At 72.4% G+C, this 26270-nt stretch carries 24 protein-coding genes; 14 read left to right on the top strand and 10 right to left on the bottom strand.

Annotation, left to right across the window (positions count from 1 at the left end; all coding sequences use genetic code 11):
- The first annotated feature begins 226 nt into the window (after positions 1–226).
- Both ACWGL3_RS12240 and ACWGL3_RS12235 read left to right on the top strand, forming a co-directional pair.
- Entirely contained in the window at positions 227–793 is a 567-nt protein-coding gene (locus tag ACWGL3_RS12240; RefSeq protein ID WP_267947372.1) for a DUF1349 domain-containing protein, read from the top strand.
- A gap of 321 nt (positions 794–1114) precedes the next feature.
- Entirely contained in the window at positions 1115–1573 is a 459-nt protein-coding gene (locus ACWGL3_RS12235) for a DUF4383 domain-containing protein (RefSeq protein WP_267947373.1), read from the top strand.
- A gap of 69 nt (positions 1574–1642) precedes the next feature.
- On the opposite strand, the gene ACWGL3_RS12230 is transcribed toward ACWGL3_RS12235, so the two are convergent.
- Together ACWGL3_RS12230 and ACWGL3_RS12225 are read right to left on the bottom strand one after the other, a co-directional pair.
- On the bottom strand, positions 1643–2101 hold the full coding sequence (locus ACWGL3_RS12230; protein ID WP_267950583.1) for a hypothetical protein: 459 nt from the start codon (positions 2099–2101) through the stop codon (positions 1643–1645).
- A 17-nt stretch (positions 2102–2118) separates the two neighbouring features.
- Entirely contained in the window at positions 2119–3777 is a 1659-nt protein-coding gene (locus ACWGL3_RS12225; protein WP_267947374.1) for a catalase, read from the bottom strand.
- Positions 3778–4138: 361 nt separating this feature from the next.
- Here ACWGL3_RS12225 and fdh point away from each other — a divergent pair, with 361 nt between their 5' ends.
- The 4 genes from fdh to ACWGL3_RS12205 all read left to right on the top strand — a co-directional run bounded on the left by fdh (position 4139) and on the right by ACWGL3_RS12205 (position 11239).
- Complete coding sequence (fdh, locus tag ACWGL3_RS12220) at positions 4139–7369, top strand: formate dehydrogenase (RefSeq protein ID WP_267947375.1); 3231 nt, start codon at positions 4139–4141, stop codon at positions 7367–7369.
- An 8-nt stretch (positions 7370–7377) separates the two neighbouring features.
- On the top strand, positions 7378–8304 hold the full coding sequence (locus ACWGL3_RS12215) for a 4Fe-4S dicluster domain-containing protein (protein WP_346660258.1): 927 nt from the start codon (positions 7378–7380) through the stop codon (positions 8302–8304).
- Positions 8301–9425, top strand: a complete 1125-nt coding sequence (gene nrfD, locus ACWGL3_RS12210; protein ID WP_267947376.1) for an NrfD/PsrC family molybdoenzyme membrane anchor subunit — start codon at positions 8301–8303, stop codon at positions 9423–9425. Before ACWGL3_RS12215 ends, nrfD begins: the two co-directional genes overlap by 4 nt.
- A gap of 92 nt (positions 9426–9517) precedes the next feature.
- A complete protein-coding gene (locus ACWGL3_RS12205; protein WP_452461266.1) occupies positions 9518–11239 on the top strand; it encodes a hypothetical protein in 1722 nt (573 codons plus the stop codon).
- Positions 11240–11393: 154 nt separating this feature from the next.
- Here the strand turns inward: ACWGL3_RS12205 and ACWGL3_RS12200 are convergent, their stop codons facing one another.
- A complete protein-coding gene (locus ACWGL3_RS12200; RefSeq protein WP_344179153.1) occupies positions 11394–11582 on the bottom strand; it encodes a DUF397 domain-containing protein in 189 nt (62 codons plus the stop codon).
- Between the two features lie 4 nt (positions 11583–11586).
- Entirely contained in the window at positions 11587–12423 is an 837-nt protein-coding gene (locus ACWGL3_RS12195) for a helix-turn-helix domain-containing protein (RefSeq protein WP_452461265.1), read from the bottom strand.
- A gap of 172 nt (positions 12424–12595) precedes the next feature.
- Between ACWGL3_RS12195 and ACWGL3_RS12190 the strand changes: the two genes are divergently transcribed.
- From ACWGL3_RS12190 to ACWGL3_RS12175, 4 genes are all read left to right on the top strand, one after another.
- Positions 12596–12946 carry a hypothetical protein gene (locus ACWGL3_RS12190; RefSeq protein WP_452461264.1) on the top strand — a complete coding sequence of 117 codons (351 nt, stop codon included), beginning with the start codon at positions 12596–12598 and terminating at the stop codon, positions 12944–12946.
- Complete coding sequence (locus tag ACWGL3_RS12185) at positions 12943–13323, top strand: hypothetical protein (protein WP_452461263.1); 381 nt, start codon at positions 12943–12945, stop codon at positions 13321–13323. Before ACWGL3_RS12190 ends, ACWGL3_RS12185 begins: the two co-directional genes overlap by 4 nt.
- A 64-nt stretch (positions 13324–13387) precedes the next feature.
- Positions 13388–13528, top strand: coding sequence for a hypothetical protein (locus tag ACWGL3_RS12180; RefSeq protein ID WP_452461262.1), 141 nt, complete (start codon positions 13388–13390; stop codon positions 13526–13528).
- Between the two features lie 23 nt (positions 13529–13551).
- On the top strand, positions 13552–13740 hold the full coding sequence (locus tag ACWGL3_RS12175; protein ID WP_267947383.1) for a BldC family transcriptional regulator: 189 nt from the start codon (positions 13552–13554) through the stop codon (positions 13738–13740).
- Positions 13741–13853: 113 nt separating this feature from the next.
- Here the strand turns inward: ACWGL3_RS12175 and ACWGL3_RS12170 are convergent, their stop codons facing one another.
- Positions 13854–14351 carry a phosphoribosyltransferase gene (locus tag ACWGL3_RS12170; RefSeq protein ID WP_267947384.1) on the bottom strand — a complete coding sequence of 166 codons (498 nt, stop codon included), beginning with the start codon at positions 14349–14351 and terminating at the stop codon, positions 13854–13856.
- 409 nt (positions 14352–14760) lie between these two features.
- Between ACWGL3_RS12170 and pdhA the strand changes: the two genes are divergently transcribed.
- Genes pdhA through ACWGL3_RS12155 form a run of 3 tightly spaced genes read left to right on the top strand, consistent with a single transcriptional unit; the run spans position 14761 to position 18267 of the window.
- Positions 14761–15846, top strand: coding sequence for a pyruvate dehydrogenase (acetyl-transferring) E1 component subunit alpha (pdhA, locus tag ACWGL3_RS12165; protein ID WP_267947385.1), 1086 nt, complete (start codon positions 14761–14763; stop codon positions 15844–15846).
- 1 nt (position 15847) lies between these two features.
- On the top strand, positions 15848–16840 hold the full coding sequence (locus tag ACWGL3_RS12160) for an alpha-ketoacid dehydrogenase subunit beta (protein ID WP_452461261.1): 993 nt from the start codon (positions 15848–15850) through the stop codon (positions 16838–16840).
- Positions 16837–18267, top strand: coding sequence for a dihydrolipoamide acetyltransferase family protein (locus ACWGL3_RS12155; protein WP_452461260.1), 1431 nt, complete (start codon positions 16837–16839; stop codon positions 18265–18267). The genes ACWGL3_RS12160 and ACWGL3_RS12155 overlap by 4 nt, the downstream gene beginning before the upstream one ends.
- Before the next feature lie 140 nt (positions 18268–18407).
- Here ACWGL3_RS12155 and ACWGL3_RS12150 read toward each other — a convergent pair whose 3' ends face one another.
- A complete protein-coding gene (locus tag ACWGL3_RS12150) occupies positions 18408–19916 on the bottom strand; it encodes an AbgT family transporter (protein ID WP_452461267.1) in 1509 nt (502 codons plus the stop codon).
- A 348-nt stretch (positions 19917–20264) separates the two neighbouring features.
- Between ACWGL3_RS12150 and ACWGL3_RS12145 the strand changes: the two genes are divergently transcribed.
- Complete coding sequence (locus ACWGL3_RS12145; RefSeq protein ID WP_267947388.1) at positions 20265–20858, top strand: mycothiol-dependent nitroreductase Rv2466c family protein; 594 nt, start codon at positions 20265–20267, stop codon at positions 20856–20858.
- A 64-nt stretch (positions 20859–20922) separates the two neighbouring features.
- Here the strand turns inward: ACWGL3_RS12145 and ACWGL3_RS12140 are convergent, their stop codons facing one another.
- The 4 genes from ACWGL3_RS12140 to paaZ form a co-directional block, all read right to left on the bottom strand.
- Complete coding sequence (locus ACWGL3_RS12140; protein WP_452461259.1) at positions 20923–21648, bottom strand: DUF262 domain-containing protein; 726 nt, start codon at positions 21646–21648, stop codon at positions 20923–20925.
- A gap of 2 nt (positions 21649–21650) precedes the next feature.
- Positions 21651–22619: a hypothetical protein gene (locus tag ACWGL3_RS12135; RefSeq protein ID WP_267947390.1), complete on the bottom strand. Its 969-nt coding sequence runs from the start codon at positions 22617–22619 to the stop codon at positions 21651–21653.
- Complete coding sequence (locus tag ACWGL3_RS12130; RefSeq protein WP_267947391.1) at positions 22609–23910, bottom strand: AAA family ATPase; 1302 nt, start codon at positions 23908–23910, stop codon at positions 22609–22611. The genes ACWGL3_RS12135 and ACWGL3_RS12130 overlap by 11 nt, the downstream gene beginning before the upstream one ends.
- Positions 23911–24118: 208 nt before the next feature.
- The gene (gene paaZ, locus ACWGL3_RS12125) at positions 24119–26155 is read right to left on the bottom strand and encodes a phenylacetic acid degradation bifunctional protein PaaZ (RefSeq protein ID WP_267947392.1); all 2037 of its coding nucleotides are present in this window, start codon (positions 26153–26155) and stop codon (positions 24119–24121) included.
- Between the last annotated feature and the right edge of the window lie 115 nt (positions 26156–26270).

The raw sequence follows: 26270 nt of genomic DNA, 5'->3' as shown, positions 1-26270 counted from the left end.
GTCCGCGGCCTCCTGGGCGCGACGCCGGCCCTCCGCCCCTGAACCGCTTCCCCGCCCGGTCTCCCGGCCGCCTCATCTCTGTGTCGCCGTATCGCCCTGTCGCCCTGTCGCCCTGTCGCCCTGTCGCCGTGTCACTGTGTCGCCGTGTCGACCTGTGGACATGGCGATCCGTCCGCGTGGGAGCCCTCCCATAGACTTCTCGTCTCCCGACCCGAGAGGTGGCGCCGTGCTCCCCGAGATGACCTGGCTCAACGAACCTCCCCACTGGACCGAGGACGACGGCGTCCTCACGGTCACGACCGGAAGCCGTACGGACTTCTGGCGCCGGACCCACTACGGGTTCGTCCACGACGACGGGCACTTCCGGCACGCGACCGCGACCGGGGACTTCACCCTCCAGGCCACCTTCGGCGGAGGCTACGAGGTCCAGTACGACCAGGTCGGCCTCATGGTCCGGGCGGACGAGGAGCACTGGGTCAAGGCGGGCGTCGAGTTCACCGAGGGCGCGCTCACCCTGAGCACGGTCCTCACCCGCGGCCACTCCGACTGGTCGGTGGTGCCGCTCGCGCACACCGGCGAGGTCACCCTCCGCGTGATCCGCACCGGCGACGCGCTCAACGTCCAGTACCTCGACGGCGACGCGGGCTGGCGCCTCCTGCGGCTGGGGTACCTGCCGCTGCCGGAGTCCTGCCAGGTCGGGGTCATGTGCTGTTCGCCCGAGCGGGAGGGGTTCCGGGCCGTCTTCCGCGACCTGACGCTCTCCGCCGAGATCCCCGGGGACCTGCACGCGTAGCGTCGCCCCCGCGGGACCGTTTGTCGACAGACCGACAGACCGACAGACCGACAGGGAGCCCCGGGGCGCTCGCGGCGTGTCCGCCGGGACGGTGCCGCCGGCCGCGTGCCGCGGCGGAGGTCCCCCGGCGGGCGCGCCGTGTCCCCGCCCGGCTCCGGTCCCCGGGGCCTCCAGGCGGTTGACCTGCCCGTTCGCCGGTGTCGGCATGCCGCGCGGGGGTCTCCCGGGTGTGTTTTCCACATCACTTCGGGTAGTGGGGGCGATACCCCTCGCCGGAAGGGGAGGGGCGGATGGGGCTAATCCGACCAATGTGGAGGAATCATGTCCGATCGGACTCCGACCCAGGGCGTGACCCGGCTGTCCCGGCAGCCGATCCGACTCGCCGCCCTCATCGTCGGCATCGTCTTCCTGCTGGTGGGGATCATGGGGTTCATCCCCGGTCTGACCACGAACACCGACCAGCTGCAGTTCGCCGGCCACCACTCCGAGGCGCACCTGCTCGGCCTCTTCCAGGTGTCGATCCTGCACAACCTGGTCCACCTGCTCTTCGGCGTGGCCGGGGTGGCGATGGCCCGCACCGCGGCCTCGGCGAAGCTCTTCCTCGTCGGCGGTGGCGTGATCTACCTGGTGCTGTGGCTCTACGGCCTGGTGATCGACTTCGACAGTGCCGCGAACTTCGTGCCGCTCAACGACGCCGACAACTGGCTCCACCTGGGCCTGGGGGTGGGCATGATCGCCCTCGGCCTGCTCCTGGCGCCCTCGCGCAGGGCCCGGCGCTAGCCGGAACGGGCTCATACGACGGGCCCCGACCCCCGACGAGGGGCCGGGGCCCGTCGCGGTCCCGGCGGATCAGCTCCGGTCGAGCCACTCGTAGGCGGCTCCGGCGGCGCAGGCGTAGACCGCGTGGTGCAGCAGGTCCAGGCCGATCTCCCCGGCCCCCCACCGCCAGGCGGGAGGCGCCGTGCCGGTGGCCGGCAGGACGACCTGCTCGCCTCCCCACACCGCGGCCAGGTGGACGGCCGCCGCTCCGGGGCCGCGCAGGCCGGCGGCGCCGAGCAGCCCGCGGACCGCTCCCCAGGAGGTCCCGTAGCCCCAGTGGACGAGGGCGCCGAACCTGCGTCCGCCCGCGTCGTCCCTCGGCCTGACGCCGAGCAGCCTCCCGGCGGCGTCGGCCGGGGCCGAGCTGTCGGCGCGGCCCCGCACCCGTGCCTCGACCGTGCTGGACACGGTCATGGCGGCGGTGCCGACCAGCCCTGCCAGCAGGCCCCGGCCGACGGCCGACGAGGCGTTCCCGAGGGCCCTCCCCATGTCCACGGCCGCCGCCCTCAGCGCTCGACCACGTGCCGGGTGTTGGGCACGCAGTGGGTCATGGTCAGCCCCGACACGTCGCGGGCCCCGTTCCGGCCCAGGCGGCCCAGGCGCTCGCGGTCCTCCTCGGTCAGGTCCTGGCTCTGGAGCGGCTTCAGGTGGGACACGTCCTCGGGGCCGATGCCCAGCCCCTCTCCGACGCGCAGTCCCAGGTCGTCCTCGACCAGGAGGAAGTGCCAGACCATGCGCTCCTGGATCGGGCGGTCGCACTGGGAGAGCAGCGTCGTGAAGTTGTGGACGAGGTCGTCCCGCTCCCACTGCTCCATCAGGAGGTAGCGCTGGCCCGCCTGCTTGTAGTCGTTGGTGCGGGAGATGCGCGCCCGCGTGAGCCTGCCCCGGATCTCCGGGCCCTGGTCGTCGTGCGTGGGGTACTGCCCCTCGCGCAGGCCGCCGGTGATGGAGGGCTCGTAGTTGACGTGCGGGTTCTCCCCGGCGGGGTCCTGGTAGTAGTTCATCTGGCCGTCGCGCTGGTTGGTCCGCACGTTCGCGTTCCTGGCCTGGTTCACCGGGAGCTGGAGGTAGTTGGGCCCCACACGGTAGCGCTGGGTGTCGCTGTAGGAGAAGGTGCGCCCGACGAGCATCTTGTCGTCGGAGAAGTCCAGGCCGTCCACGAGGACACCGGTGCCGAAGGAGATCTGCTCGTTCTCGGCGAAGTTGTTCGCGACGTTGCGGTCGAGCACGATCCTCCCCACCGGCTTGGGCGGGAAGTCCTGCTCCGGCCACGTCTTGGTGTCGTCCAGCGGGTCGAAGTCCAGTTCGGGGTGCTCGTCGTCGCTCATCATCTGCACGAGCAGCTCCCACTCGGGGTGGTCGCCGCGCTCGATCGCCTCGTGCAGGTCCTTGGTCGCGTGCCCGGTCTCGGTCGCCTGGATGTTGGCGGCGTCGGCCTCGGTCATGCTCCGCACGCCCTGCTTGGGCATCCACGTGTACTTGACCAGGACCGTGTTCCCGGTGGCGTCGACCCACTTGTAGGTGTTGACGCCGAAGCCCTGCTGGTGCCGGTAGTCCGCGGGGATGCCGCGCGGGCTGAACAGGTTGACCAGCATGTGCATGCACTCGGGTGTCTGCGACATGAAGTCGAAGATGCGGTTGGGTTCCTGACGGAAGGTGACCGGGTCCGGTTTGAGGGCGTGGATCACGTCCGGGAACTTGATGGCGTCGCGGATGAAGAACACCGCGAGGTTGTTGCCCACCAGGTCCCAGTTGCCGTCCTCGGTGTAGAACTTGATGGCGAATCCGCGCGGGTCGCGGGCGCACTCCGAGGAGTCCCGGCCGCCGATGACGGTCGAGAAGCGCAGCGCCACGTCGGTCCGCTTGCCCTTGCCCTGGAAGAGCCTGGCCCGCGTGTAGCGGTCGATCGGCTCGTCGCCCCACGTGCCGTAGGACTCGAAGTATCCGAACGCGGTCGCGCCGCGGGCGTGCACCACCCGCTCCGGGATGCGCTCCCGGTCGAAGTGGCTGATCTTCTCCAGGAACTGGTAGTTCTCCAGGGTCGCGGGCCCCCGCTCGCCGACCGTGCGCTGGTTCTGGTTGTCGTAGACAGGGTGGCCCTGCCTGTTCGTGAGCACCTCGCGGTCGTCCCCGGGAAAGGAGCCCTGGCTGGATACGTCGGTCATGTGACTGGTCCCCCGCCTGTCGTCATGATGTGTCCCTCACAGCCTCGCACCTGCCCGACTCCGGGCCCGCTAACGCAGGGCAAAGGCATTTCTTACCGGGCGGAGGGCGTGTCGGGACCGTCCCTCCGGCCGGAGGCCGCGGGCGGGAGGCGCGGTTCCCGCCCGCGCCGACCTCCGTGTTTCACGTGAAACATCCGGACGTCCGGGCCCGTGGAACCCCAGCCCCAGGCGAGTTCCATGACTGTCCCATGGGCGGCGTGTCCTCCCCCGCCGCCGCCCGCGCCTCGCGGACGGTGGAGCCGTGTGCCCGCGGGTCAGCGGGAGAGGTCGACGGGCCCGCGGGGCCGGTTCGGGGGCGAGCATGGGCGTACGCACGTGGATCGAGTCGTGGCCGGTGTACCGGCAGGCCACCGGCGGGGACCGCCTCGGCCGGGGCGCCGCCGCCCGCTCCGGGGCCACGGAGGAGCTGCGGCCCCGCACCGCCGACGCCGACCGTGTCGTCAAGTCGGTCTGCCCCTACTGCGCCGTCGGATGCGGTCAGAACGTGTACGTCAAGGACGAGCGCGTCATCCAGATCGAGGGGAACCCGGACTCCCCCATCAGCCGGGGGCGCCTGTGCCCCAAGGGCTCGGCCAGCCTCCAGCTCACCACCGGTTCGGCCCGCGAGGAGAAGGTCCTCTACCGGCGCCCGTACGGCGCCGACTGGGAGGAGCTCGACCTCGGCACGGCGATGTCCATGGTCGCCGAGCGCGTGGCGCGCACCCGGGACGAGACGTGGGAGGAGGAGGTCGACGGGCGCCGTGTCGCGCGGACCCTCGGCATCGCCGGCCTCGGCGGCGCGACGCTGGACAACGAGGAGAACTACCTCATCAAGAAGCTGTTCACGGCGCTGGGCGTGGTCCAGGTGGAGAACCAGGCGCGCGTGTGCCACAGCTCCACGGTCGCCGGGCTCGGCACCTCCTTCGGCCGCGGCGGGTCGACCACCTTCCTCCAGGACCTCCAGAACTCCGACTGCATCGTGATCGAGGGGTCCAACTTCGCGGAGGCGCACCCGGTCGGCTTCCAGTGGGTGATGGAGGCCAAGGCGCGCGGCGCCGTCGTCATCCACGTGGACCCCCGGTTCAGCCGCACCAGCGCGCTGGCCGACCTGCACGTCCCCCTCCGGGCGGGTACCGACATCGCCTTCCTCGGGGCGATCGTCAACCACGTCCTCACCGGGGAGAAGTACTTCCGCGACTACCTCCTGGAGTTCACGAACGCGGCGACGATCGTCTCCGAGGAGTTCCGGGACACCGAGGACCTGGACGGGCTCTTCTCCGGTTTCGACGCCGAGGGCCGGTGCTACGACACCTCCAGCTGGATGTACGACGGGGCGTCGGTCGCCGCCGCGGCGGGCGACCGCGCCAACTTCGACCGCGTGCGGGGCACGGGCCGGCCCGAGCAGCAGGGGTCGGGCGGCGCGGTGATGAGCAGCGTCCCCCGCGAGGACCGGACGCTGACCGACCCGCGCTGCGTGTTCCAGATCCTCCGCCGGCACTACTCGCGCTACACGCCGGAGCTCGTCGAGGAGGTGTGCGGGGTGTCCCGGGAGGTGTTCGCCCGGGTCTGCGACCACCTGACCCGCAACTCCGGCCGGGACCGCACCTCGGCGTTCTGCTACGCGGTGGGCTGGACCCAGCACACCGTCGGCTCCCAGTACATCCGGACGGCGTCCATCCTCCAGCTCCTGCTGGGCAACATCGGCCGGCCCGGCGGCGGCATCATGGCGCTGCGGGGGCACGCCAGCATCCAGGGGTCCAGCGACATCCCCACGCTGTTCGACCTGCTGCCCGGGTACCTGCCGATGCCCCACGCCGCCCACGAGGGGTCCCTGCAGGAGTACATCAGGACCAACGGCGCCTCCTACAAGGGCTTCTGGACGAACATGGAGGCCTACACCGTCAGCCTGCTCAAGGCCTGGTGGGGCGACCACGCCACGGAGGAGAACGGCTACCGCTTCGGCCACCTGCCGCACCTGACCGGCTCGCACAGCACCTACGACACGGTCATGGCGCAGATCCGCGGCGAGTGCCGGGGCTACTTCCTCATGGGCGAGAACCCGGCCGTGGGCTCCGCCAACAGCCGCGCGCAGCGGATGGGCATGGCCAACCTCGAATGGCTGGTGGTCCGCGACTTCTCCCTCATCGAGAGCGCCACGTGGTGGAAGGACGGGCCCGAGATCGAGTCCGGCGAGCTCCGCACGGAGGACATCGCCACGGAGGTGTTCTTCTTCCCGGCGGCCTGCCACACGGAGAAGGAGGGCACCTTCACCAACACCAACCGCACGGTCCAGTGGCGCGACCGCGCCGTGCTCCCCAAGGGCGACCAGCGCAGCGACCTGTGGTTCGTCCACCGGCTCGGCACGATGCTGCGCGCGCTCCTCGCCGACTCGGGGCTCGACCGGGACCTGCCCCTGCTCGAACTGACCTGGGACTACCCGACCGACGAGCACGGCGACCCCGACGCGGCGGCGGTCCTGGCCGAGATCAACGGCCGCGGCCCGGACGGCGCCCCGCTCGGCTCCTACACCGAGCTGAGGGCGGACGGCAGCACGAGCTGCGGCTGCTGGATCTACTGCGGGGTCTACGCCGACGGCGTCAACCAGGCGGCGCGACGCAAGCCCGGGTCGGAGCAGGACTGGGTGGCCGCCGAGTGGGCCTGGAGCTGGCCGGCCAACCGGAGGCTGCTGTACAACCGGGCGTCGGCCGACGCGGAGGGCCGGCCGTGGAGCGAGCGCAAGGCGCTGGTGTGGTGGGACGCGGAGCGCGGTGAGTGGACCGGACACGACGTCCCCGACTTCGAGCTGCACAAGGCGCCGGACTACCGGCCGCCGGAGGGGGCCCGGGGCGTGGAGGCCCTCAGCGGGACCGACGCGTTCATCATGCAGGCCGACGGGCGTGCGTGGCTGTACGCGCCGACCGGCCTCCACGACGGGCCGCTGCCCACCCACTACGAGCCGCAGGAGACCCCCTTCGAGAACCCGCTCTACGGTCGGCAGCGCAACCCCACCCGGCTCCTGTACCCGCATGAGTACAACCGGTACCACCCGCAGGCGGGGACCCCGGGAGCGGAGGTCTACCCCTACCTGGTGACCACCTACCGCCTCACGGAGCACTTCACGGCCGGGGGCATGAGCCGGTGGACCCCCTACCTCGCGGAGCTCCAGCCCGCGTTCTTCTGCGAGGTCGGCCCCGAGCTGGCCGCCGAGCGGGGCCTGGAGAACGGGGGCTGGGCCACCCTCGTCACCGCCCGCGCCGCCATCGAGGCGCGGGTGCTGGTCACCGACCGCATGGCGCCGCTGCGCGTCCAGGGGCGGGTCGTCCACACGATCGGCCTCCCCTACCACTGGGGCCCCAACGGTTACACGACCGGTGACGCCGCCAACGAACTCATGTCCATCGCGCTCGAACCCAACACGCACATCCAGGAGGTCAAGGCGCTCACCGCCGACATCGTCCCTGGGCGTCGGCCGCGCGGTGCGGACAGGGAGGAGCTGGTGCGCTCCCACCGCGAGCGCGCCGGGATCACCGAGCGGACCGGAACGGAGGTGTGACCGTGGTCGTGCGGAGCGCGCGGGGACACGGGGACCCGGGGGAGAGCGGCACCGGGCAGGGGTACGGGGACGAGCAGCGGGAGCGGGTCGGGTTCTTCACCGACACCAGCGTGTGCATCGGCTGCAAGGCCTGCGAGGTCGCCTGCAAGGAGTGGAACTCCGTACCCGAGGACGGCCTGGACTTCACCGCCATGTCGTTCGACAACAGCGTCGGGCTGGGGGCGGACACCTGGCGCCACGTGGCCTTCGTCGAGCAGCGGCGACCGCTGGGCCACCAGGACGCGGGCGTGGGCCGCCCCGCGCCGGTCGACCTCGGCATGCCGTCCACGGAACTCCCCGGCGCCTACACCGGCGTGGAGGAGCGCGAGGAGTTCCGGTGGCTCATGGCCTCGGACGTGTGCAAGCACTGCACCAGCGCCGCCTGCCTGGACGTGTGCCCGACGGGCTCGCTCTTTCGCACCGAGTTCGGCACCGTGGTCGTCCAGCAGGACATCTGCAACGGCTGCGGGTACTGCGTCTCGGCCTGCCCCTACGGCGTCATCGACCGCCGCGAGGACGACGGCCGGGCCTGGAAGTGCACCATGTGCTACGACCGGATCGGCGACGGCATGGAGCCGGCCTGCGCCAAGGCCTGCCCCACCGACTCCATCCAGTTCGGGAACCTGGACGAGCTGCGGGAGCGCGCGGCGAGGCGGCTGGAGGACCTCCACGGGGCAGGGGTCTCCTCGGCCCGGCTGTACGGCGAGGACCCCGGCGACGGGGTGGGCGGCAACGCGGCCTTCTTCCTGCTGCTGGACGAGCCCGAGGTCTACGGGATGCCGCCGGACCCGGTGGTCACCACCCGGGACCTGCCGTCGATGTGGGCGCACGCGGGCCTGGCGGCCGCCGCGCTGCTGGTCGGATCGGCCGCCGCGTTCGCGGGGAGGCGACGGTGAGCACGTCGGACGTGACGAGGGAGGGCGTACGGGGACAGCGGCCCGGACGGGACGCGGTCACCGGGAGCGCACGGGTGGTCGGGGAGGGACAGCGCCGCCGGCACGGCGGGCGGCGCGGCGGGCCCACGCGGGTGCCGGACGCCGAGTTCCGCTCCTACTACGGGCGGCCGGTCCTGAACCAGGTGGTGTGGGAGGCCTCCGACATCGGCGGGTACCTGTTCCTGGGCGGGCTGGCCGGCGCGTCGTCGGTCCTCGCGGCCGGGGCCGAGCTCACCGGCCGGGACGCCATGGCGCGCCCGCTCAAGTACACGGCCCTCGCCGCGATCTCCGGGTCCGTGGTGGCGCTCGTCCACGACCTGGGGCGGCCCGAGCGCTTCCTGAACATGCTCCGCGTGGTCAAGCCGACCTCGCCGATGAGCGTGGGGACGTGGATCCTCACGGCGTACGGGCCGCTCGCCGGGGTCGCCGCGGTGACCGCCGCGACCGGGTGGTTCCCGCGGATCGGCCGGGCGGCCACCCTCGGCGCCGCGGCGGTGGGGCCCCTGGTCGCCACCTACACGGCCCCCCTGGTGTGCGACACCGCCGTGCCGTCCTGGCACGAGGGGTACCGGTACATGCCGTTCCTGTTCGCGGCCTCGGCCTCGGCGGCGGCGGGAGGGGCGGGGCTGGTGGCCTCGCCCCTCGGGCAGAGCGGCCCCGCGCGCCGGGCCGCCGTTGGCGGTGCGCTCGTGGAGACGGCGGTGTCCACCGCCATGGAGCACCGGATGGGACTGGCCGGGGAGCCCTACCGGCTGGGCACGGCGGGCGTCTTCGTCCGCGCGGCCAAGGCCCTGACCCTGGCCGGCGCGGCCGGGGCCGTGCTGGGCCGCCGCAGCCGGGCGGTGTCCGCGCTGAGCGGCGCCGCACTGCTCGCCGGTTCGGCGTGTACCCGCTTGGGGGTCTTCCACGCCGGGAAGCAGTCCGCCGCCGACCCGAAGTACACGGTGGTGCCCCAGCGCAGGCGGATGGCCGAGCGGGCCGCGGAGCCCGCCGCCGAACAGGAGGCCCGGGCCGAGGCGGCCGGGCGCACCGCGGGGCGGGCCGGGTCCGGCGGCGCCGGAGGCGGGGCCGCCGGGGCGTGAGCCGGTCCCGGCGGCGGGGGCGGGCGGTGAGCGCCTGCCCCGCCACGGGGTAGGAAGACGGTCCCAGGACGGATCCCCAGAAAGGCCCGACGATGGCGTTCCACCGGCCAGGACTGCCCTTCGACCTGCCCGAACCTGATCTCCTGTGGGCCAGGGCCGGGGCGTACGCCTCGGTGTGCGCCGGGCTGGGGCTCACGGACTGCGTGGCGGAGGGGCCCGTCGTCCGGCGCGGCGGCGCGGGGGCCGGGGCGGGGTTCGAGCTCGTCCGCGTGGCGGGGGACCGCTTCCTGCTGGTCGGCGAGCACGGCCTCGACTCGCCGGAGCGGGGGTGGTCGCGCCCGGTGGACCCGTTCGAGGGCGCTCCCGACTGGCTGCCGTGGGAGTGGCTGGAACGGAGGCCGTGCCCGGACTTCGCCTACTGGTGGGACGGCGTCTGGGCCCGCACGGACTACCCCGACGACTGGGACGACGACGGGCTCGGACCGGCGGTCGAGGGGGCCGACGCCGACCTGCTGGTGTGGCGGATGGAGATCCTGGACCCGGACACGGAGGGGTTCGGCCGGGGTCCGCTGAGGGACGCGCTGGAGACCCTGGTGGCCCGCGCCGAGGAGCGCACGGTGGACGCCCGTGTGCTGGAGACCGTGCTCGGGCACTTGGAGGAGCACACGGGGGACGCCCGTACCGGGCGAGCGCTGGAGTGTGCGCGCGGCCTCGGGCTCACGGGGGACGAAGAGCCCCGGGAAATCCCGGCCGGGCAGGGCGGGCCCGCGTCCGGGGGGTGGCCCCTCATCGGGCTGGGCGAACGGCTGCTGCTGGTCGGCGACGCCATGCGGTCGGCCGGGGAGCTCGACCGCCCCGGGGCGGTGACGGCCCTCCCGCCCCCCGGGGCCGGGGGCGCGGCTGCGGACCCGGGCCCGGAGGGCGCGGGCGGGCCCGGGGCGGCGCTGCTCGCAGAGGTGGCAGCGTCGGCGGCGGCCGTGCGCGACCGGGAGGCGGGCGGCGGTGACCTCGTCCTGGTCTTCCGCGCGCCCCGCCCCGGGGGTCTCACCCTGGACGACGGGGCGGCTGCCCCCGCCGGGACGGGCCTGCCCGAACTGCTGGAGCGGTTGCGCTCGCAGGAGGCGAACCCCGAGCGCGGGCGGTGGCTCTTCGCCCGGATCACCGTCTCCGGCGGCGATGTCGTCCTGGAGCGCGTGTACGACCACTGGCCGTCCTGGGAGCGCGGGCGGCGCGACGGCACCCCCGAGAACCTGGAGTTCCTGGCGGAGGAGATGGCGGCGCGCTCCCCCGCGTGGCGTCCCGCGTGGGCCGCGCTGCTGGACGAGGCGTCCGCCTTCGACCCGCCCTGGCCCGGCCCTCCCGGGCGGCCCAGCGTTCCGCCGGCGCGGCCGGACGCGGCCGGGCGGGTCGCCCTGCTCGACCGGATCGGCGACCTCCTGCGCGCCGCGGCCGGGCGGCGGGACTGGGAAAGGTTGCGGCTGTCGTACCGGGCGCTCGTCGGCTACGCGGGCGGAACTCTCGTGGCCACCGGGCCCGCAGGGGATGAGGAACTGGGACTGAACGAGGACCTGCGGGCCGAGATGGCGCTCCTGCGGTCGGTCACCTACTCCGAGGGGAGGGGCGCCTGGTTCGGCGCGGAGCTGGTCCTGGAGAGGAACGGGGGGTGGCGGATCGTCTACGACCGGGACGGGGAGCCCCGTTTCTCCGTGCCGCCGCCCGCGTTCAGCTACGCCCTGGACGCCCGCTACTACCCGAGGGATTCGGGGCGGGTGCCGCCGTGGTTGGGGGAGCGCCTGCGCAGCGCCCAAGGGTGAGGGCCGGTTGGTCGGAGGGTGTGCCGGGGGCGGGTCGGTCCCGGTGGAGAATGTGCGACATTCCGGACTGCTCGGGTCCCCTTAAGGTGGTTAGACTCGGCGTGGGAACTGAGAAGGGGCCGCCTGCGCGCGCAGGCGGCCCCTTTTGTGTGCACTACTTGGTGCGCACGCTGGCAAGCAGCGCGGACCACTCCGGGCCGGGGACTTCCAGGTGCCCCGCCATGGGGTTCTGGGAGTCGCGGACCGCGGCGCCACTCGGGAGGTCCGCGACCTCGACGCAGTTGCCGGTCGGCTGGCTGTAGGAAGACTTGCGGAAGAGAAGGTCAGCGGGAACTGAGTTCATGGGGTTACTCGATCATCTGTCGTAGACGGTCAGCTGTCTCTCCGGGGCGGAGAGCAGTCATCACCAGGTGCTTCATCAGTGCGCGGTACCGGGCAACTTCGTCGGGCTCTTCCAGGTATAGGCCATCGGTGTCGGTCTCCAGGTACACGATCGAGGGGTCTACGGCGTCAGGGAAGTCCAGCACGACGAACGGTCCACCGGACCCGCTGTTGAGACGCCGGGCCTGAGTCATCTGAATGGTGATGGACGGCCGCTCGCCCAGCTCCAGGAGGTGACGGGCCTGCTCGCGGAGCACGTTTGGGTGGTCGTCCTCCAGACGAAGTAGGGCGGTCTCGTCGAAGATCGCCCACAACTCCGGAGGATCCTCGTTCAGGATGTGCTGGCGGGTCGTTCGCGCATCGGCTGAGCGCCGAGCTTCCTCCGGGCGGAGAAGAGCGGCCTCTGCGAGCAGTTCCATGTACTGGGGCACCTGTAGAAGACCAGGAATCACGACCGGCTCCCAGGTGGAAATGGTCGCGGCCTCCTGCTCGAAGCCGACGTAGCGTGCGGCAAGAACATCCCGGTAGCGGCTCCACCAACCGCGTTCGAGGGACTGACGGCACAGGTTGAGGATCTCGTCATGCTCTTGCCCTGGCGGCACCTCGAAGGCTCGAAGAATCGCGCGGATCTCAGGCAACTTCGGGCGCTGGCGAAAGCCGTTCTCGATGTTCGAGTACGCGGTTTTGCTCAGCTCTGAGGCCCGCGCGGCTTCCTCGCTGGTCATTCCAGCGGCCTGTCTTAGGCGCAGTAGCTCGGCGGACAGTCGGCGTCGGCGGATCGTCGGGGAGTACCTGGTGGCCATAGTGCTCCGATCGTAGACGGGGCCCTAGTGGAAGCAGACATTTTAGGACACCCGACTCAGGGTTTCCTAGATTAGGTGACCCGGTCTTGCTTTTTAGGAATCCTAATATCAGTATGGAGCCACTCAGTTCTCCGCTGGGCTTCCCACCTGGCACCCTTACCGGAGGTATGCCTTGCGCTACCTGCTTCTCATCCTGTCCGCGCTGTGGCTCGTCGCCCGCGCCGAAGCTCATGTGGTCCGTCGACGTTCCGGCCGTGTCCGCCGGTACGCGGCAAGGCCCCAGGCTCCCCGGCCGCACGTGGTCACCGGCCCGATTCCGATCGTCCGGCCGATCAGCCCGACCGGCGTCTCCTCCCCGACGCCTCCGCCGGAACGCCCGCGCGTGGGCGGCCTCGCACCCGTCGTACCGCTGGACCCCTACCGGCGTCGCGCCCGCCGGGACGCCTCCCGGCGCGGCCTGGTCGTCCTGATCGCCCTGGCCCGGCAGTCCGAGGAGCACGGCCGGGCGGTGAGGGCCGCATGAGCGCCGTCCGCCGCACCGTGTGCGATCTCCGCGAACTTCCGACCATGGCGGCGCTCACCGCGTGGGCCACCGTCCACGGGGCGGCCGTCACCTACCTGGGGCCCGACCTGCAGGGCCATGCGGTCTACGCGGCCCGCCGGGGGCCCGTGACCCGGGTCGTCACAGTCCCCGGTCCGGACCCCCATCCGCACCCGCTGACCTGGCACTCGCCACTGGAGACCCTCCCCGCCGACGCGCCGCCGGGGGCCGCAGGGGCAGCCGTCCGCGTTCCCGCAGCCCGATCCGGCGGCCCCGACCCGTCCGGCGGTCCCGGGGCCCCGGCCGGGGGCCTGCGCGCCGTGTGGATGGCGGCCGTCCGCGCCGTCTCCGTCCTCTGAGACCGGGCGCGCCCTGAGCGGGGGCCGGGGCGCGCCCTTCCACACCTCCCCCGAGGAGCACGGCGTGGACGGCGCCACCAGGTGCGAGAAGACCACCAGCGGCCAGCACGACTACATCCCGGACCCGGCCGACCCCAGATGGCCCGGCATCCGCACGCAGACGTGCCGCCACTGCGGCGACACCCTCACCCACACCCGCGGGTGACCCCTCACAGAAAGCAGGACACCATGATCGAGACCCTTCCGGAAAAACTCCTCACCCCTGCCGAGGTCGCGAGGCTGTTCCGGGTGGACCCCAAGACGGTCACCCGTTGGGCGGCGGCCGGCCGCCTCAGCAGCGTGCGCACCCCGGGCGGGCACCGCCGGTTCCGCGAGGCGGAGGTCCGTGCGCTCCTCTCGGGTGGCGACGGCAAGTAGACCATCGCGCGCCCGGCTGCTTCGGGCCCGGGCGCGCGTTCCCATGCCAGGCCGCCGCCGCGCCGGGGCCCCGGGGGTCTGCGACCGGGTTTCCCACACCCGGGAGCCTTCCGTCAGGAGTCCCGGACCTGGTCGGCTCGGACGACGACGGGCGGCTCCACCGACCACGGGAAGTTGATCCACCGGTCGGTGTGCTTCCACACGTATTCGCACTTGATCAGGGACTGCGGCTTCTCGTAGACGACCGCGCTGCGCACCTCGGCGACGTGCTCGGCGCAGAAGTCATGCACGAGCTTGAGGGTCCTGCCCGTGTCGGCCACGTCGTCGGCGACGAGGACCTTCTTGTCGCTCAGGTCCACCAGGTTCGGGACCGGCGGCAGCATGACGGGCATGTCGAGGGTCGTGCCGACCCCGGTGTAGAACTCCACGTTCATCACATGGAGGTTCTTGACGTCGAGCGCGTACCCCAGGCCCCCGGCGACGAACAGGCCGCCGCGCGCGATCGAGAGGATCATGTCGGGCTCGAAGCCGTCGTCGGCGATCGTGCGGGCCAGGTCTCGCATCGCGGTGCCGAACAGCTCATAGGTCAGGTTCTCGCGCTCGTCGCTCACGGGCGGGCCTCCTCCTTGCGCGGTGGGGTGGTGTGCGGCCCATGCTCCCACCATGGGCGGCCTGGCACGTGGCGCCGCCCCTAGGCCGGGCCGCTCCTCCGCCGGGCCCGGGACCGGGACCGGTCCCCGTCACCCGGGTGGGCCCGGTGGGGCGCAGGGGGCGGCCCGTCGGCGTGCGGACCGGGCGGCGCGTCGGCCCGGTGACGGGACGGTGCAGGGTTCGCGGGACCGGCGCTCCGACCACCTGTCCACGCGAGGGGGTGTTCTGGGTCACATAGATGGACGAACGGTCACCGATCTGGGGTCAGAAACCGACGTTTTCTTGATTCTCACCCCTTTGTGGCGAACAGATGGCAACAAACTGCACCATGTGTCTGTACACACCCCTCGGACACAGGAGGTAGAGGCCATGGCCGACGCCCAGGACCTGCTCCCCTCCGAGCAGCCGGTACGGCTGCTCGACGAGACCGGGCGTCCGGTGGCCGGCGCCGCCCTGCCCTTCCCCACGGCCGACCGGCTCCTCGCCGCCTACGCCTCCCTGGTGGTCGGCCGCCGCGTCAACGACCAGGCCGGCGCGCTCGTCCGCCAGGGACGCCTGGCCGTCTACCCCTCCTCGCACGGGCAGGAGGCCTGCCAGACCGGCGCCGCCCTGGCCCTCGCCGAGGGCGACTGGCTCTTCCCGACCTACCGCGACACCGCCGCCGTCGTCGCGCGCGGCGTCGACCCGGTCGAGGTGCTCACCCTCCTCAAGGGCGACTGGCACGCGGGCTACGACCCCTACGAGCACCGCGTCGCCCCGCAGGCCACCCCGCTCGCCACCCAGCTCCTGCACGCCGTCGGCCTCGCCCACGCGGCCCGCCTGCGCGGGGAGGACACCGTCGCCATGGCCATGTGCGGCGACGGCGCCACCAGCGAGGGCGACTTCCACGAGGCGCTCAACTTCGCCGCAGTCTTCAAGGCCCCCGTCGTCTTCTTCGTGCAGAACAACGAGTACGCGATCTCCGTCCCGCTGGCCCGCCAGAGCGCCGCCCCCTCCCTCGCCCACAAGGGCGTCGGCTACGGGGTGAACGCCGAGCGCGTCGACGGCAACGACACCCCCGCCGTGCTCGCCGTCCTGGACCGCGCCGTGGCCGCCGCCCGCGCGGGCGAGGGGCCCCAGCTCGTCGAGGCGCACACCTACCGCATGCAGGCGCACACCAACGCCGACGACGCCACCCGGTACCGCAGCGACGAGGAGGTCGGCCCGTGGGTCGCCAGGGACCCGCTGCTGCGCATGGAGGCGTACCTGAAGCGCAAGCGCCTGCTCACCAAGGCCCGCCGGACGGAGTTCGCCGAACGCGCCGAGGCCGTCGCCGCCGCCATGCGCGAGGGCGTCTCCCGCGACGCCGAGCCGGACCCGTCCGAGCTGTTCGCCCACGTGTTCTCCACCCCCACCCCGCAGCTGCGGGAGCAGGCCGCCTTCCTGGCCGACGAACTCAGCAGAGAGGGCAGCTGACATGGCGACCGACCCCACCAAGCTCTCCATGGCGCAGGCCCTCAACCGGGCGCTGCGGGACGCCATGGCCGAGGACGGCAGAGTCTACGTCTTCGGCGAGGACGTCGGCCCCCTCGGCGGCGTCTTCCGCATCACCGACGGCCTCACCGCCGAGTTCGGCGAGAACCGCTGCTTCGACACCCCGCTCGCCGAGTCCGGCATCGTCGGCATGGCCGTGGGGATGGCGATGAACGGCATGCGGCCCGTCGTCGAGATGCAGTTCGACGCCTTCGCCTACCCGGCGTTCGAGCAGATCGTCAGCCACGTCGCCAAGACCCGCAACCGCACGCGCGGACGGGTCGGCCTGCCCATCGTCATCAGGGTCCCCTACGCGGGCGGGATCGGCGGGGTCGAGCACCACTGCGACTCCTCCGAGGCCTACTACGCGCACACACCCGGCCTGACCGTGGTCACCCCCTCCACACCCCACGACGCCTACCACCTGCTGCGCGAGTCGATCGCCTCCGACGACCCGGTGGTCTTCATGGAGCCGAAGAAGCTCTACTGGGGCAAGGACGAGGTCGACCCGGCCTCGCCCGCGCCCGGCATCGGCAGGGCGGTCGTGCGCCGTCCCGGGACCGACGCCACCCTCATCGCCTACGGGCCCGCCGTGTCCACCGCACTGGAGGCCGCCGACGCCGCCGCCCAGGAGGGGCGCAGCCTCCAGGTCGTGGACGTGCGGTCCCTCGTCCCCTTCGACGACGAGACGGTGTGCGAGGCGGTCCGCTCCACGGGCCGCGCCGTCGTGGTCGCCGAGGCCAGCGGGTACGCGAGCGTCGCCTCGGAGATCGTCGCCAGGGTGACCGAGCGCTGCTTCCACTCCCTGGCCGCCCCCGTCCGCCGGGTGACCGGCTTCGACATCCCCTTCCCGCCGCCGAAGCTGGAGCGGTTCCAGCTGCCCGGTGTGGACCGCGTCCTCGACGCGGTCGACGACCTCCAGTGGGAGGACCAGTGACGACGCAGACCTTCGAACTCCCCGACCTGGGAGAGGGACTGACCGAGGCCGAGGTGGTGCGCTGGCTCGTCGCCGTCGGCGACACGGTGGCCGTGGACCAGCCGATCGCGGAGGTGGAGACCGCCAAGTCGATCGTGGAGGTCCCCACGCCGTTCGCGGGCACCGTCAGCGTGCTGCACGGCGGGGAGGGCGAGGTGATGGAGGTCGGCAAGCCGCTGATCAGCATCGCCGCCGACGCTCCGGGCGGTGCGGACGGAGCGGCGGACGCCCCGGCCGCGCGCGAGGCGGGCGCCCCGGCCGCGCGCGAGGCGGGCGCCCCGGTGTCGGCGGAGGGCGAGCGGTACCGGGAGGAGGAGCGCGCCGGTTCCGGCAACGTCCTCATCGGCTACGGCACCCCCGACGACGGGAGGACCGCCGGGCGCCGCCGCCGACCGCGAGCGCGCCCGGCCGGACCGGCCGCTCCCCCGGCTCCGGCGACCGGCGGGACCGGGCGGCCCCCGCTGGTGACGTCGCCGCTGGTCCGGCAGATGGCCCGCGAGGCCGGACTGCGGATCTCCGAGGTCGCCGGCAGCGGTCCCGGAGGGCTCATCACCCGGCGCGACGTGGCCGCGGCGATCGAGGCCTCCCGTGCCCCGGACCTCGCCACGGTGACGCCGATCGACCCCGGCCGTCCCGTGGCCACCGAGTCCGCATCCGCTCCCGACGCGGGAGACCCGCGTGCGGAGGTGGACGCCCGCACGGGGCTGGCCGAGTCCCGGCGCACGCCCATGAACGGCTTCCGCAAGAGCGTCGCCGCCTCGCTCTCGCGCAGCCGCAGCGAGATCCCCGAGGCCACGGTGTGGGTGGACGTGGACGCGACCGAACTGGTCCGGCTCCGCGAATCCGACCCCTCGGGGCCGGGACTGCTGTCCTACGTGGCGCGATTCGTCCTCGCGGGCCTGCGCGCCCACCCCGAGCTCAACGGCCTGGTCGACACCGAGCGCGGCGAGCTGGTCCAGTACGACGGCGTCAACCTGGGCCTGGCCGTGCAGACCGACCGGGGCCTGGTCGCCCCGGCCGTGCTCGGCGCGCACCGGCTCACCACGCTGGAGCTGGACGGGGAGATCCGCCGCCTGACCGCCGCCGCCCGCGAGGGGAGGGCGACCCCCGCCGAGATGACCGGAGGCACCTTCACGCTCAACAACTACGGCTCGCTCCGGGTGGACGGCAGCGCCGCCATCATCAACCACCCGCAGGTCGCGATCCTCGGCATCGGCCGGATCATCGACCGGCCGTGGGTGGTGGACGGGGAGCTGACCGTCCGCAAGGTCACGCAGCTGTCGTTCGCCTTCGACCACCGCGTCTGCGACGGCGGTGTCGCGGCGGGGTTCATGCGCGTGGTCGCGGACGCCATGGAGAACCCGGCCGGGGCCATCGCCCGCCTCTAGGCCGGGGCCCGCACAGGTCCGCCGCGCCCTCCGCTCCGGCGGTCGCGCGGCGGGCCCGTTCGCGGGGTGGGAGCGGTGTCGGCCCGGGCCGTCCGGCGACGGCGGGGAGCGGGGGCGGCGACGCCCCCGGGGCCCGGGCGTCAGCGGACCGGGGTGCCCGGCCCGAGCGGGAGGTCGAGCGCCCACCAGCCGAGGAAGAGCAGCGTCCACCCGGCCAGGACCGTGAGGCAGAGCGGCAGGGTGAGCGAGATCAGCGTGCCGATCCCGGCGTCCCGCCGGTAGCGCTGGAGGAGGCCCAGCACCATGACGAAGAAGGGGCTCATGGGGCTGACGACGTTGCTGGCGGAGTCGGAGATCCGGTAGACCGCCTGGGTCGTCTCCGGCGGCACGTCGAGGAACATGAACATGGGGACGAACACCGGGGCGATGAGGGTCCACTGCGCCGAGCCGCTGGTGATGAGCAGGTTGAGCACCGTGGAGAACACGATCATGCCCAGGAAGAGCAGGATCGGGTGGACGCCCGCCGAGTCCAGCACCTCGGCGCCGCGGATGGCGGCGACCTCCCCGATACCGGTCCAGCCGAAGTAGGCGAGGAACTGCGAGGCCGCGAAGAACAGGACGATCACGGGCGCCATGTCGCGCACACCGGCCGCCATGGCGTCGGGGACGTCCTTGGCGCGGGGCAGGGTTCCCACGGTGCGGCCGTAGACCACGCCCAGGACCAGGAAGAGGATCCCGAGGACGTAGGCGACCCCCGTGACGAGCGGTGAGTCGAGCACTCCCCCGCTCGGGCCCCGGAACGGTGAACCCGTCGGCAGGAGCGCGGCGGCGAGGAGGGCGAGGGCCGCGACCAGGGCCAGGCCCGTGTTGCGCAGGCCGCGCCTCTCGGTGTCGGTGAGGGCCGTGGAGCCCAGCTCCTCCCGCGCGTCCGGGCAGCCCTCATCGGCCCCTCCGACGCTCTTGACCAGGACGAACTCGGTCACGAGGGTGATCAGGCCCGCCAGCACCACCGCCGAGGCCGCGGAGAAGTAGTAGTTGTCCAGCGCGGTCACGACGTAACCGGGGTCCACCAGCCCGGCGGCCTCGGTGGTCAGGGCGGCCAGCAGCGCGTCGGTGGGCGTGATCAGCAGGGACGCGTTGTACCCGGAGGCGACGGCGCCGTAGGCCACGACGATGCCGAGGACGGGGCTGCGCCCCGCGGCGCCGAAGACCAGCCCGCCGAGGGGGATGAGCACCACGAAGGCGGCGTCGGAGGCGACGCTCCCGGTGACGCCGGTCAGGGCGAGGACGAAGGTCAGCCACCGGGCCGGGACCCGGGTGACGCTGCCGCGCAGCAGCGCGCCGAGCAGACCGGCCGCCTCGGCGACCGACACCCCGAGCATGACGACGAGGATGACCGCCAGCGGAGGGAAGGCCGCGAAGTTGGCCACCGCGTCCCCGAACACCACGCGGGCGCCCTCGGCGGAGAGCAGGCTGCGGACCCGGACGGTTTCCCCGTCGACCGGGGAGACGGCCGAGACTCCGAGAACGCTGAGGAGCGCGCTGAGCGCGACCACGATCCCGGCCATGACCGTGAACAGCCAGAAGGGATGGGGAAGCTTGTTTCCCACCCGTTCCACGAGTCCCAGCACGCCCAGGAGCAGGCGCACGGGCGCCCGGGGGCTGGTGGAAGCGGTCCTGGTCACCCTGCTCCTCCGGCTCGCCTGCCGTGCGGGACGCGGCGCCGACGGCCCGGGAGCCCCGGGCGCGGAACGCGGCGCCGTCGAACAGCGTAGCCACTGAGGGTGACTGAATGTGTTCGGAGGGTTCGACGGGGAGGGGGTGGCGGCGGGCCGGAGTCCTTCCCGGCGGCCGGTCCGCGGCCCGCCCGCCTCGGCCCGGGAGACCCGGGACCCTCCCCGGCGGCCCTTGTACGATCGGGGCCGTGAGCGCCGCGAGGCGATCGGCGAACGGGAACCGGGGCGGCCCACACCGCACGGCCCGGGACGGAGGCGGCCGTGGCGGACGAGCGGTGGACCGTGGACTTCTGGCTCGATCCCTCCTGCCCCCTGACCCGCACCACCGCCCGGTGGATCACTTCGCTCGCGGGGGACGTGCCCCTCGACGTCCGCTGGCACGTGATGAGCCTGTTCCTGCTCAACGAGCACCGCGAGGTGGACCCCGAGGGCGATGACGAGGGCTACCTCCGGATCCCCGCGCGCGTCGCCACCGCCGTGCGGGTGGAGCACGGGAGCGCCGCGCTCGGCGCCTTCCACGACGCCCTCTGGACCGACCCCGACGGCACACAGCGGGAGTGGCCGGGCGACCTCGGCGACGCCCTGCGCCGCTGCGGGCTCCCCGACGGCCTCGCCTCCGCCGGGTGGGAGGACGGGTACGACGCCGCGATGCGCGCGTCCCACGAGGACGGGGTCGGCCGCGTCGACGCCGAGATCGGCACGCCGGTCCTCGCCGTCACCGTGCCCGGCGGCGAGCTGCCCGCCTTCTTCGGCCCGGTCCTCTCCGAGCTCCCGGAGCCGGCCGACGCCCTCCGGCTGTGGCGGGCCGCCCTCCTGCTGGCGGGCGTCCCGGGCTTCCACGAGATCAAGCGCTGACGCCGTCACGCGCCTGCCGCCGTGTCGACATGCCGACCTGTCGGCACGCCGCCGGAGAGGGCGCCTACGACCCCCTCGACTCCCGCGCCACCCGGACCTCCTCGGCGGACAGGTGCCGTCCCCCATGGTTGATGCTCTGGAACACCAGGCTGGCCTGCGCGGCACCCCCGCCGCGCATGCGCACGACGGGAAGCCGGTAGGACTTGAAGCGCCGGGCGACCTCCTCGGCCTCCGCCACGAACTCCGGCACCGGGAGTTCCCCCCGGTCTTCGAGCCCGCGGACGAAGGCCAGGAAGTCCATCGTCCGGAGCACCGACCTCATGGGCAGGAGATGGGGAGGGATGGCGTCCCCGTCCTCCCATTGCAGGTAGGGGTTCTCGCCGTCCTCGGAGTCCCCGAGTCTGCGATGGACGCGCCACCGCGGATCCTCGTCGTTCCCGGTCCGGACCCTCGCCTGCGGCTGGAGGCCCCCGTACAGGGTGGCCAGCCTCTGGTGCCCGTCCAACAGGTACGAGACGGCCCCCTCCTCGGAAACGTCGGGGAGGGAACGACCGGCGAACTCCGCGACACTGGGGATCTCCTCCGCCGCGTCCAGGACGACGACGCTCCCGATGGGGTGGTTGCGTTCGACGCTCTCGAAGAGGGCCAACCGCTCTTCGGTCCCCCACACGAAACCCCGTCCGAACGCGGGGACCCGTAGTTCACCCCTGTCGATCCATCCCAGGACCTCCTCCAGGGAACGCCCCTCCACGGTCGTGCCGACCACGTTTTTGACCTTCACCACAGCCACCCTCAGACGATCGTGCGAAGCATGTGGAGGACGCCGCGTAGTTCCTCCACCACGCCCTCTCCCAGGGACGACAGGTCCGACCGGCGAACATGCCCCTGGGCGGCCGCTGTCTCCATGCGCTCGGTCAGATCCGAACCGAAACCCTCGGAGAGCTTAACCAGGGTCCTGGACGGCACACCGTCGTAGAGGTCCCCATGGGCGCGGTGCGGTACGACGGGTTCCCCCCGCTGTGCTCTGAACCCGTGCTTCATGTCGAAGTGCGCGCGCTGGTCGGGAGACAGCTCCTTGAGCGCGGTGAGCTTCCTGCTGGCATCGGTCGGCCCGCCCCTGCGTACGGCCAGCGACAGCACACGGTTGGGGACGTAGTTCTCCGTCTCGCGGAACTCCAGGACGTGCACAGCCACCCCCTGCTCGCGTGCGCGCTCGGCGATCTGGTGGCACTTGGTCGCCTCCCCCGGGCGCATCCGGTCGCTGTCGAGGAGGAGCGCGACCCTCGGGAGGCGTCGGAAGTCGTCCACGGCCTCGCGCGCCTGCCGTCCCGCGTCGTGCTTGCCCCCTCCGTGGCGGATGTCCAGCGTCCGCTCCCTGATGGCGGTGAGGACGTCGTCCCCGTCGAGGACCATCGCGACGGCCCGGAGGAAGGACCTGTCCGAGGCGTTGTTCTCGACCAGCAGCACCGCCGGCACGCTGAGGTCGTGGACGTGGTCGGTGAGCGACTCCACGGTGATCTGCACCGTCGGCGCGCTGTTCACGGGCTGCCAGGGGGAGGCGGAGACGGTCTTCTCCGCGAGACTGCGGTAGGTCTGCCGCATCATCGGCACATGGGTGCCGAAGAAGGAGTCCACGTCCTCGATCTGGGAGATGTCCGGTGCCCAGGCGTGAACCTCCCGGATGAAGAGGTCGAAGAGCCTGATCACGTCGGCCGCGTTCGCGTGCTCCGCGAAGACGCCGGAGTCGACCTCAACGATCATCGGACGCCAATCTCCCGGACTGCGCCTTGGCCAGTGCGCGCGTCTCCTCGAAATCCTCGGTGAAGACGCCCGAGGGCCAGTAGTCCAGGTTGCCGAGACGGTCGATGCCGATACGGCGAGCTGAGGCCGACCCGTTGGCGTGCTCCACGAAGTACAGGGAGATGTCGTCGGGGTCCACCTTGCCCTCCGCGATACGCCTGCGGATGCGCAGGAGGAAGGTCTCGCTGTGCGTCTCGATGAGGAAGCGCGTCCTTCTCCTGCTGATGGCGGAGAGGAAGAGGTCGGCGACATCGGCGTGCGCGGACGGGTGCAGGTGGAGTTCGGGCTCCTCGACGATCTCCAGGACATCGTGGAAGAGAGGGCGAGGACCGACCTCGTCCAGGGCGCGCTGGACGAGGAGGGGCAGCATCTGGACGACGCCGGTCCCGGCGTCTCCCAGGCTGACCTGTACAGAGGGGTCGTGGACGGAGGTGAGGTGGACGGAGTACATCCCGATCCCGTGGTCGGTGATGCCCGCCTCCCACCCGAGGATGTTCTCGGCGAGGACGCGGTTGAGAGCGCGGAGGATCTTCCCCTGGCCGCGCACGGCGTCGTTCGCGAGGATGTCCAGGGCGTCCTCGCCCGTCGCTCCCACGGTTCGCGGGGCGCCGGACGGCAGTCGGCGGACTCTCTCGGGGCGTTTCCTGAAGGGGCCGATGTACCGGATCTCGTCGAACCCCTGGATCAGCGATCTCCGCGCCTGTGAGTACAGGCTCGATGAATCCGGAACGTAGTGTGACCCCGGGGCGATCCCACGGAACTTGAGTCGTTCGACGGAGACCTCGTCCCCTTGTCGTACCTCATACTGCTGAGGAGCTCCCCAGGGCGAGGACTCGTCCGGTCTCCAGCGGAGGTCGACACTCTCGTCCTGCCCGCTCCAGGAGAACCTCTCCACGACCTGCGCGTGCCATTCGTCCACGTCCTGGAGCGAGACCTCGAAATGTTTCTCCCCACCCTCACGGTCCACCAGGTCCATCGTGAAGGTGACGCGCTGGTGCGGCCGTTGGCCGTGTACCAGGTCTTGGAAACTAGGGGCGTCGTCCCCCAGCCATTCCAGGTTGAGGGGCTGGATCGAGTGGTCTAAACGCCGGGCCCCCGTGAGGAGACCCGTCGACATCACCAGGGGTGCCCTGACCAGAGCGCTCTTCCCCGAGTTGTTCCGTCCCAGGACGACGGTGATCTTCCCCAGCTCGACCTCCTGCTCGTCGGGGAAGCACCGGTAGTTCTGCACCGTGAAGCGCGAGAGAGGCATGGCGCCAACTCTAGGGCCGACCGATCCGGCTGTCCCACGGAACCGGTTCCGCGGAGTTGCCCGGCTGTGCGTCGCCCAGCGCAGGAGACGGCGCCCCCAGCGGCGGCTCCGCCGTGGACGCCCGCCTGCCGACATGTCGACATCCCGCCCCGTCGGCCGACCGGCACGCCGCCCTCCCGGGCGACGTACCGACCGACCCGCGCCGGCCCTACTCCCCCTCGCCCTTGGCGACCAGGGTGAGAACGTCGTACGTGGCGACGGGCTCGTCGTCCTGGTTCGTGACCACGGCGTCCCAGCGCACCTCGCCGTAGTCGGCGTTCGAGCGCGGGGTGATCTGCTTGGCGGTCAGCGTCACCCGGATGGTGGCGTCCTCCTTCACGGGGGTGAGGAAGCGCAGGTTGTCCACCCCGAAGTTGGCCAGCACGGGGCCCGGCGCCGGGTCGACGAACAGGCCCGCCGCGAGCGAGACCACCAGGTAGCCGTGCGCCACGATCCCGCCGAACAGCGGGTTGGCCGCCGCGGCCTCCTCGTCGGTGTGCGCGTAGAACGTGTCACCGGTGAACTCGGCGAAGTGGTCGATGTCGGCGCGGGTGACGGTACGCTCCGCCGAGGCGATCGTGTCGCCGATCCGCAGCTGGGTCAGGTCCTTGCGGAACGGGTGCACGTCGTCCACCGTCCGCCGGGACCCGGTGGTCCAGTGGCCGGTGATCGCGGTGACCATGTCCGGCGGGGCCTGGATCGCGGTGCGCTGCATGTGGTGCTTGACGCCGCGCACGCCGCCCAGCTCCTCGCCGCCGCCCGCGCGGCCGGGTCCGCCGTGCACCAGGACGGGCAGCGGCGAGCCGTGGCCCGTGGACTCCTTGGCGTCGTCCCGGTTGAGGACCAGGATCCGGCCGTGCCACGGGGCCAGCCCGAGGACGACCTCGCGCGCGACGTCCGGGTCGTTGGTGACGAGGGAGCCCACCAGGCTGCCCCGGCCGCGCGCGGCCAGCTCCACCGCGTCGGCCACGCCGGAGTAGGTGATCACGGTGCTGACCGGCCCGAACGCCTCCACGTCGTGCGGTTCCGCGGCCCCCGGCTCGGCGCGCAGCAGGACCGGTGACATGAACGCCCCCGCTTCGGCGTCGGCCCCGGCGACCTCGACGCCGTCGGGGTCGCCGAAGACGACCGTGCTGGAGGAGCGCAGCGCCTTGACCGCCTTGCGGACCTCCTCGCGCTGGTCGAGCGAGGCCAGCGGCCCCATCCGGGCCTCGGGGTCGTCGGCCGCGCCCACGACCACCTTGGACAGGCGGTCGACCAGGGCCCCGGTGACGGCGTCCGCCATCGCCTCGGGCACGATCACCCTGCGGATGGCCGTGCACTTCTGGCCGGCCTTGACGGTCATCTCGGTGACGACCTGCTTGACGTACAGGTCGAACTCGGGGTCCTCCGGCGTCACGTCCGGACCGAGGATCGAGCAGTTGAGCGAGTCGGCCTCGACGTTGAGCTGCACGCCGCCGCCGACGACGTTCGGGTGGCTGCGCAGGGTCGCGCCGGTCGCCGCGGAGCCGGTGAAGCCGACGATGTCCTGCGCGCCCAGGTGGTCCAGCACGCCGCGCGCGCTGCCCGCGAGGAACTGGAGCGAGCCCTCGGGGAGGAGCCCGGACCCGACCATGCGGCGCACGACCGCGGCCGTGAGGTAGGCGGTCTGGCTGGCGGGCTTGACGATGCTCGGCATGCCCGCGAGGAACGCGGGGGCGAACTTCTCCAGCATGCCCCACACGGGGAAGTTGAAGGCGTTGATCTGCACGGCCACGCCCGGCCGCGAGGTGTACACGTGCTGGCCGACGAAGGTGCCCTGCCGCCCCAGCTGTTCCAGGGGCCCGTCCAGGATGACCGTCGCGTTGGGCAGCTCGCGCCGGCCCTTGCCGGAGTAGCTGAAGAGGGTGCCGAACCCGCCGTCGACGTCGACCATGGTGTCGCGCTTGTTGGCGCCGGTCCGGTACGAGAGGGCGTAGAACTCGTCCTTGTGCTCGGTGAGGTGCTTGGCGAGCTCCTTGAGGATGATCGCGCGCTGGTGGAAGGTCAGCCGCCGCAGGGCGGGGCCGCCGACGCGGCGGGCGTGGTCGACCATCCCGGCGACGTCGAGGCCGGCGGCCGAGATGCGGGCGACGGTCTCCCCCGTGTTCGCGTCGGCCAGGGGCACGCCCTCGTCCGCGGGGGCGAACCACGATCCCTGCGCGTAGCTCTCCAGTACTTCGGACACGTGACGGTCCTCTCCTCGGGCTGCGGGTCTTCCGGAACAGTATTACAGACCGATCGTTCAGTAAATAGGAACCGACGGGGGAATCCGTCCTCCACCAGGGATTTCGCGCACGTCC

This window comes from Nocardiopsis sp. NPDC055824 (assembly GCF_053616335.1).
This window is presented reverse-complemented; position numbering and strand designations above follow the sequence as displayed.